At 58.7% G+C, this 8,534-nt stretch carries 7 protein-coding genes; 5 read left to right on the forward strand and 2 right to left on the reverse strand.

Features of this window, described 5'->3' with window-relative positions; all coding sequences use genetic code 11:
• Positions 1–214: 214 nt before the first annotated feature.
• The 4 genes from GHO25_RS09690 (at position 215) to GHO25_RS09705 (ending at position 5,084) form a co-directional block, all read left to right on the forward strand.
• A complete protein-coding gene (locus GHO25_RS09690) occupies positions 215–1,726 on the forward strand; it encodes an efflux transporter outer membrane subunit (RefSeq protein WP_048368261.1) in 1,512 nt (503 codons plus the stop codon).
• A gap of 110 nt (positions 1,727–1,836) precedes the next feature.
• A complete protein-coding gene (locus GHO25_RS09695; protein WP_048368259.1) occupies positions 1,837–4,023 on the forward strand; it encodes an FUSC family protein in 2,187 nt (728 codons plus the stop codon).
• Positions 4,013–4,213, forward strand: coding sequence for a DUF1656 domain-containing protein (locus GHO25_RS09700; protein ID WP_048368258.1), 201 nt, complete (start codon positions 4,013–4,015; stop codon positions 4,211–4,213). Before GHO25_RS09695 ends, GHO25_RS09700 begins: the two co-directional genes overlap by 11 nt.
• 10 nt (positions 4,214–4,223) lie before the next feature.
• Complete coding sequence (locus tag GHO25_RS09705) at positions 4,224–5,084, forward strand: HlyD family secretion protein (RefSeq protein WP_048368256.1); 861 nt, start codon at positions 4,224–4,226, stop codon at positions 5,082–5,084.
• Between the two features lie 155 nt (positions 5,085–5,239).
• Here GHO25_RS09705 and GHO25_RS09710 read toward each other — a convergent pair whose 3' ends face one another.
• Both GHO25_RS09710 and GHO25_RS09715 read right to left on the reverse strand, forming a co-directional pair.
• The gene (locus tag GHO25_RS09710) at positions 5,240–5,635 is read right to left on the reverse strand and encodes a DUF4440 domain-containing protein (RefSeq protein WP_153330431.1); all 396 of its coding nucleotides are present in this window, start codon (positions 5,633–5,635) and stop codon (positions 5,240–5,242) included.
• 13 nt (positions 5,636–5,648) lie between these two features.
• Positions 5,649–6,872 (reverse strand): MFS transporter, encoded by a 1,224-nt coding sequence (locus tag GHO25_RS09715; protein ID WP_153390682.1) that lies wholly within the window; start codon positions 6,870–6,872, stop codon positions 5,649–5,651.
• Positions 6,873–6,980: 108 nt separating this feature from the next.
• On the opposite strand from GHO25_RS09715, the gene GHO25_RS09720 reads away from it, so the two are divergent.
• On the forward strand, positions 6,981–7,865 hold the full coding sequence (locus tag GHO25_RS09720; protein ID WP_048368252.1) for a LysR family transcriptional regulator: 885 nt from the start codon (positions 6,981–6,983) through the stop codon (positions 7,863–7,865).
• The last annotated feature ends 669 nt before the right edge of the window (positions 7,866–8,534 follow it).

The raw sequence follows: 8,534 nt of genomic DNA on the forward strand, positions 1-8,534 counted from the left end.
TGCTCTCAGGGCGGTATAGGGGACAGCAACAAAGGAGACAGCGACAAATTGTGACATGAAGTTTCAGGATTTACTGAGCGGATCTCATGCGACTTACGGATTATTCTGTGAACGGTAATAAAGAATCACAGTTATGCCAGCTTATCGTTGCCCCTGCCAAGCCATAGACTTATCTATCTCGAAAAACCTCCCCTCATGTCAGGAATTTGCAGCAGTGCAGCGTCGCATCAGCAGAGAGCTTAAAGCCCTCAGTGTTCTGGCTTTATCGTTGGCATTAAATGGCTGTATCGGTTTCGGCGGCATTGCCCCCAAGGGCGAAATGCTCAATGCCAATACCCTGGCCACTGACGAGGCGATTAAAAGCGCCGCGCAAGACGCAAACTGGCCCACAGCCCAATGGTGGCGCGCTTATGGCGACCCGCAATTGGACAGTTGGATCAGCCTGGCTGTACAGGGTAGCCCGACCATGGCAATCGCCGCCGCCCGTGTGCGGCAGGCCAAAGCCATGGCCGGTGTGGCCGAGTCTGCCGAGTCCCTGCAAGTCAATGGCACAGCGGCGCTCAAACGACATGGCTGGCCGTCGGACCAGTTCTATGGTCCCGGTGGTCTGGACAGTGCCAATACGTGGGACAACAACGCCCAGTTAGGCTTCAGTTATGCGCTGGATTTGTGGGGCCGTGAGAGCAATACCACCGAGCAAGCGGTGGACATGGCCCACATGAGCGTGGCCGAGGCGCGCCAGGCGCAACTGGAGTTGCAGAACAATGTGATCCGCACCTACATCCAGTTGTCGCTGCACTACGCGCAACTCGACATTGTTGAATCGACCCTGCACCAGCAAGAGCAGATCCGCGACCTGGCGCAGCGACGCCTGGACGGCGGCATCGGCACCCATTTTGAAGTCAGTCAAGCTGAAGCGCCGCTGCCCGAAACCCATCGCCAGATCGACGCACTGGAAGAAGAAATCGCCCTGACGCGTAACCAACTGGCCGCGCTGGCCGGTAAAGGCCCGGGCGAGGGCGCACGCCTCAAACGCCCGACCCTGGCGTTGAACACAGTGCTCAAACTGCCATCGACGTTACCTGCGCAATTGCTCGGCCAGCGCCCGGACGTGGTTGCCAGCCGTTGGGAAGTGGCCGCGCAAGCCCGGGGCATCGACGTTGCCCACGCCAATTTCTACCCGAACGTGGACTTGGTCGGCAGCCTTGGTTTTATGGCCACAGGCGGCACCGCGCTGGGTTTTTTGACGGCGCAGAAAATGAGCTACAACGTCGGCCCGGCGATCTCCTTGCCGATCTTTGATGGCGGCCGCTTGCGCTCAGAGTTGGGCGCGGCATCGGGCGGTTATGACCTGGCGGTGGCCCGGTACAACCAGACCCTGGTCAACGCGCTCAAAGGCATCTCTGACCAGTTGATCAAACGCGAGTCCATGGACAAGCAGCAAGTGTTCGCGGCCGAGTCGGTGGCAGCGGCGCAGAAAACCTATGACATCGCCATGATCGCCTACCAGCGCGGCCTCACCGACTACCTCAATGTGCTCAACGCGCAAACCCTGTTGTTCCATCAGCAAGAAGTCCAGCAGCAAGTCGAGGCGGCGCGCTTGAGTGCTCACGCAGAATTGGTGACGGCATTGGGCGGGGGCCTGGAAGCAGGCAGCGACGTCCCCAAAGACGACCGTTATGCGCCGAACAAACCTGGGGCGGTTATGGCCTTGTTCAATAAATGACGCAGCGCCCCCACCCTGTAGGAGCGAGCTTGCCTCGCGATCTTTTAAAGATCGCAGCCTTCGGCAGCTCCTGCGACGAGTTCCGGTTTCACACTTTTGAGAGCCTGTAGATGAACCACTTGCCCGCCCCGGTACGCTGGCTGTATTCGCTGGAATGGCGCCGAGGCTTTTTTGACTGGGCACGCAGCGATGGCGTGACCTGGGTGCATATTTTCAAAGTGTTGATTGCCGCATTTCTGACCCTGTGGTTGGCCATGCGTCTGGAGTTGCCACAACCGCGCACCGCGATGATCACCGTGTTTATCGTGATGCAGCCGCAAAGCGGCCAAGTGTTCGCCAAAAGCTTTTACCGGTTTCTAGGCACCCTGACCGGTTCGGCAGTGATGGTGGCGTTGATCGCGTTGTTTGCGCAAAACACCGTGCTGTTTCTCGGTTCGCTGGCGATTTGGGTGGGTATCTGCTCGGCCGGTGCGGCGCGTTGCCGTAACTTCCGCGCCTATGGTTTCGTCCTGGCCGGTTACACCGCCGCCATGGTGGGGCTGCCCGCCCTGGCGCACCCGGACGGTGCGTTTATGGCCGCCGTATGGCGAGTGCTGGAAATCTCGCTGGGCATTTTGTGCTCAACCGTGGTCAGTGCCGCGATCCTGCCGAAAACCGCCGGGGCAGCGATGCATGACGCGCTGTACAAGCGCTTTGGCGTGTTTGCCGGGTTTGTCGCCGAAGGCCTGCGCGGCCAGTCGACCCAAGAAGCCTATGAAGCCAGCAACGTGCGCTTTATCGGCGAGAGCGTGGGCCTGGAAGGCATGCGCAGCGTGACGGTTTTCGAAGACCCGCACATGCGTCGGCGCAGCGGCCGTTTGAGCCGCCTCAACAGTGAGTTCATGGCTGTGACCACGCGCTTCAACGCCTTGCATCAACTGCTGGCGCGGTTACGCTCGCGGGGCGTGGGCTCGGTGATTTCGGTGGTCGAGCCTGAGATGGAATTGCTCGCGCAGTTGCTGGAGGCCTATTCGGGCCGCTCCCTGACCGACAAAGACGCCGTGGTGCTGGCTGAACAATTGGCCGAGTTCAAGACCCGCCTGCCGGCCCAGGTCCGCGCACTGCGGGTGAGCTTTCTCGAAAACCAGCCCAGCGACACCGAGTTTCTCGACTTCAACACCGCCTTCGAACTGTTGTTCCGCTTTGTCGATGATTTGCACAACTACGCGTTGACCCATGCGTCGCTGGCCGATCACACCCACGAACGCGAGCGTTGGGACCAACCCTTTATCTCGCAAACCAACTGGTGGTCGGCGGCCGCTTCAGGGATCCGCGCGGCCTTTATCCTGGTGGTGCTGGGCACTTACTGGGTGCTGACGGCCTGGCCGAGCGGGGCGATGATGACCCTGATTGCCGCCGCCACGGTCGGCTTGTCAGCGGCCACGCCCAACCCCAAACGCATGGCCTTTCAAATGGCCTGCGGGACTTTTATCGGCGCGATAGTGGGCTTTGTTGAAATGTTCTTTGTGCTGCCGCACATCGACGGTTTCCCGCTGCTGTGCCTGGTCTTGACCCCGGTAATCGTGTTCGGCTCGTTCCTCACCTCGCGGGCCAACTACGTGGGCGTCGGGCTTGGCTTGCTGATCTTTTTCAGCACCGGTTCGGTGCCTGACAACCTGACCATCTACAACCCGTACCAGTTCATCAACGACTACATCGCCATGGTCATGGGCATGCTGGTGTGCGCGGCGGCCGGGGCAATCATTCTGCCGCCCAACAGTCACTGGTTGTGGAGCCGTCTGGAACAAGACCTGCGTGAACAAGTGGTGTACGCCATCAGCGCCAAGTTGCGCGGTTTGAGCTCCAGCCTCGAAAGCCGTACCCGCGACCTGATGCACCAGGCCTATGGCCTGGCAGCCGGTCAGCCCAAAGTGCAACGCGAACTGCTGCGCTGGATGTTTGTAGTGCTGGAAGTGGGCCACGCGATCATTGAGCTGCGTAAAGAACAGGCGATTTTGCCGATTCACCCGGCGTATGCCGAATCGCAGCCTTGGCGCCAGGCCATCCGCGTGATGGGCCGTTCGCTGGTGCGTTTGTTTATCGCCCCCAGCGAAAACAACCTTGAGCGCGCGCTGATTGCGGTCGATCACGCCATCAGCAGGGTGCAGGCCGCCGACGAACCTTTCGCGCGCAACTTCGACACCTCGGCGTTGGTCCGGGTGCAAAGCTACCTGCACTTTATTCGTACCTCACTGCTCGACCCGCAATCGCCGCTGGCTCATTTTGCCCAGCCGCAAGGACTTGAACATGCCTCGTGAAATCGCCTTCCACGGCGTCTACATGCCCACCATGACCCTGATGTTTTTTATCGCGGCGGGGTTGGCATGGGGCTTTGACCGACTGTTTTCCGGCTACGACCTGTACCGCTTCTTCTGGCACCCGGCGCTGCTGCGCCTGAGCCTGTTCATTTGTCTTTTTGGCGCCATGGCGCTCACTGTTTACCGTTGAGACTGATCCGATGAAAAAGTTCTTCAGCCTGCTTGCCACCTTGCTGGTTCTGGCCCTTGCGATATGGATCGGCCGCACCCTCTGGGAGCATTACATGAACACCCCGTGGACCCGCGACGGGCGGGTCCGCGCCGACATCATCAACGTGGCCGCAGACGTCAACGGCTACGTGGTCAACGTGCCGGTCAAAGACAACCAGTTGGTGAAAAAGGGCGATGTACTGCTGGAAATCGACCCGGAGCACTACGAAATTGCCGTCAAACAGGCCGAGTCGCTGGTGGCTTCACGCAAGGCCACCTGGGAAATGCGCAAACAGAACGCCCGTCGCCGGGCCGACATGGACAACCTGGTGATCTCCCGCGAAAACCGTGACGACGCCGGTAACATTGCCGATTCAGCCCTGGCTGATTACCAGCACGCACAGGCGCAACTGGACGCGGCCAAGCTCAACCTTAAACGCACCAAAGTCGTGGCCACCGTTGATGGCTACGTGACCAACCTCAACGTGCACCCGGGTGACTACGCACGGGTCGGCGATCCGAAAATGGCCGTAATCGACAAAGATTCGTTCTGGGTCTACGGCTTCTTCGAAGAAACCAAACTGCCGCACATTCGCGTTGGCGACACCGCAGAGCTGCAAATGATGAGCGGCGAAGTGTTGAAAGGCCACGTAGAAAGCATCTCGCGCGGTATCTACGACCGCGACAACCCCGAGAGCCGCGAACTGGTGGCGGACGTCAATCCGACATTCAACTGGGTGCGTCTGGCTCAGCGTGTGCCGGTGCGCATCCACATCGACGAAATCCCGGACGGTTTCCTGCTGGCGGCGGGCACCACCTGCACCGTGATTGTTGATCAAACCGATAAATAAGCTGCACAACTGTGTAGGAGCGAGCTTGCCTCGCGATCTTTTGATTTTTATCCAAAAGGCTTTAAACGCCGCAATGGGTATCTGCGAGCAATAGATCAAAAGATCGCGAGACAAGCTCGCTCCTACAATTTTTTGGCAATAGGGTAAATACCCGCTTAACCCGCGCTAAACGTCTCATGCAAATGACGCCACAGCACCTTGCCACTGGCGTCGCGCTCAAACACCACGGTGGCCCGGCGGTCGGTGCGGGTGCCGTTGTGTTCTTCTTGCAGCTCCCGGTAGCTGACCACCGCGCCTTCTGCGTGCAAGGCGATGCCCTGGAATTCGCTGAGGGTGATTTTTAACCCCGGGCGGGCCCCGCGCAGTTGTTCAAACAGGGTCTCGACACCGTTGGCATCCAGCACTTTGCCGGTCGGGGTAATCATCGAAAACTGTGGTGAGAAGCGGGCGAGCAGCACCGGCAACACGCCGGGTTCCAGACCGGAAAACCAGTCTTCAATCTCAACGTGGGTTTCGGTTACAAGGTCGAAGTAGCTTGAATAGTCAGTCATCACAGTTTCCAGGTCAGGGCGCCAGCAAGGCCAGCACGTGTGGAGTATTGAGGCGTAACACGGGGATAAGCGGCGCCAGGGTTAATACGCAACCGATGGCAAAGCATAGGGCAAAGGCGTGGGGCGTCGAGGTGATTGTGCTCAAGGCGGCGAACAGCGCCATCATCAGCGCCGGACCGAGCAGAAAACTCAACTGGCGGTTGATATTCCACAGCGCGCTGGCGTGCCCCATGCGTTCGGGCCTTATATCGATAAACGCGGTGTTTTGCGCGGTACTGCTACACAGGCTGCCGCCAAATCCCATCAGTGAGTACAGAGGGATCGCCAGCCACAGGTGTGAACTGTCCACCTGAATCAGCAAACCAATGCCTAAGGCTTGTGCACCCATGCCCAGCAGCATTAAGGGTTTGGGCCCCAGTTGGTTGAATTGATAACGGCTCACCATAATGCCCAGCGCCGACGCCAGCGCCCACGGCAGCATCAAGGCGCCGGTCTGCGCAGGGCTCAAGCCCAACTGATGCAAATACAAAATACTCACCAGTTGGGTGCCGATAAAAATCCCCGCCACACACAGGTACATCAGCATGGCGACGCGCAACAGCGGGCTTTTCAGCAAGCCGCCCATGCTGCGGGCGCCGGTTGCCAGGCTGTTGAGGTTGAGTGCCGGGCATTCGGTGGGGCGTGGTTCGGCTTTGATCCACACACCCGCCAGCACCAGGGCCAGCAATGCCAGCGGCAGGTTGACGTAGAACACTCCGCGCCATGACCCGTACTCCACGACCCAACCGCCCAGTGCCGGTGATAACGCCGGTACCAGCAGCGCGACCAATAGAATCACCGATGTCAGGCTTGCCCGCTCACGCACCGGAAAGTGCCGGTAGACCATGGCCTGGCCGACCGGGATCAACAACCCGCCGCCCAGACCCTGGAGCAAGCGCCAGCCGATAAGCGCCTCGATTGAACCGGCTTGGGCGACACACCACGACGCGACACTGAACACCAGCAGCGAGGCGAGAATCAGGCGTTTCTCGCCAAACACCGAGGCCAGCCACACGCTGGGCAAAATGATCAACGTGAGGCCGAGCATGTAGGCATTGCCGATCCAGGCCAGTTGATTGACCGAGGCGTGCAGCATCTGGCCGATCTGCGGGTAGGCAATCGATGCGGCGAACATGTTGACCAGGTCCAGTGCAAAGCCGAGCACATAGATCAGCGCGAGTTTGTTGCGGTAAGCCATGTCGGGCTCCTTGAAAGAGCCTGCACAGTAAGTCGCTTTTTCCTTTAGAGAAACGGTCTGCGCCCTGCTAGATTGTCAAAAATATTTTGACAGTCAGCGGGTTTAAACATGGTCAGCCTCGATCGATTCGACACCTTCAAAGCCGTGGTCGAAGCCGGCTCATTGACCGCCGCCGCCGATTTACTGGGCCAGACCCGGGCCGTGGTCAGCTTCAACATCAAACGCCTGGAGGCTGAGCTCGGGGTGACGTTGCTCATCCGCAACACCCGACGACTGGCGCTGACCGAGGCGGGCGAACGTTTCTATGTGCGCTGCCTGAGCATGCTCGAAGAAGCGCGGCTGGCGATTGACGAGGCGCGCAGTGAACACACCGAACTCAAGGGCACGCTGCGCATCACTACCACGGTGGAGTACGCGTTGGCCAAAGTGGTGCCTGCGCTGGAGCTGTTTCGCGCCCGACACCCTGAACTGAACGTGCATCTATCGACCTCTTCGACCCATGCAGACCTGATCTCAGAGCGTTTTGACGTCGCCCTGCGGCTGGGCCGCGTGCTCGACTCCAGCCATCGCGCCGTGCAGTTGCGCACCTTTGAGATTCTGCCGGTGGCCTCGCCGGGCTTTGTTGCCAGCCTGGCGCCGATCAACAGCGTGCAAGCCCTTGAACAAGCACCCTGGCTGGAACATGGGCGGGTCGGTGAGTTGAGCATTACCGAGTTGAGCAGCGGCAGTGTCCGGCCTTATCAACCCAACCCGGCCAATGCGCGGATCAAGGCCGACAATTCATCGGTGCTGCAGGCGTTTGCCTTGACCGGGCAGGGCGTGGCGATTTTGCCGGACTGGCTGATCGAGGACGATTTGCAGGCCGGCAGGCTGGTGCATCTGCTGCCCGGCTGGCAACTCACGCGCCAAGGCATCTATGCGCTGTACCCCGACACCCGTCATTTGCCCCTGAAAGTTCGCGTGTTTATTGATTTTATGAAGACTCACGGATAACGCGGTACATTCATACTAAAGTTATAACTCCATTGTTTTTATATTTTTTATAAAAAAATAAAGAAGTATGAATAACGCATTGGGTGCGTGTTCCGTTATCACGCGCTGTGCGTTTTATTATCATGTCGTGTGCGTTGATGTGACATGGATTGTCAGTGGCAGGTGATTGAATACGCGTTGAATGTGCGTGCACTCATCGGGTGCAAAAGAGGGAATTAGCCTGTTTTGAAATTGTCGGCTGTATGGCTAGTATTGTCCCTGCATTGCCAGAGCTGTAACGGCATAGAACTTGGAAGTCGTCCACCTGACGGTTTTAATCATTACGCGTTGTCTGGGTGTGTTCACCATGGTTAACGAATGGATTCGTAGAGCGTATGTCCAGCTGCTGTCAATCGAGAACCTGCCTTCTCGTGGCCAGCCCGGCCCGGCACAAAGCCCGGTCGCCAGCGTTTGCCCTGTAGTTTCCCTTCGTATTTCACAGACCTTTTCAGCCTTGGACTCAGCGCTTCATCGCCCGCTGGCGGTGTTTGGCAGTGGCAGAGCAAGGCGTCTGAACGGACGTGACGAAACAGGCGTGGGCTGAAGCCTTACGCCAAACAGTCGTTCAATAGCACGACCCCATTATCGAATAACGGTTGTTAATTACGCCGCCGGGGATACTTGCGCCCT

Origin of the sequence: Pseudomonas sp. FSL R10-1350 (assembly GCF_009600525.1) — a bacterium.
GTDB classification, from domain to species: domain Bacteria; phylum Pseudomonadota; class Gammaproteobacteria; order Pseudomonadales; family Pseudomonadaceae; genus Aquipseudomonas; species Aquipseudomonas helleri.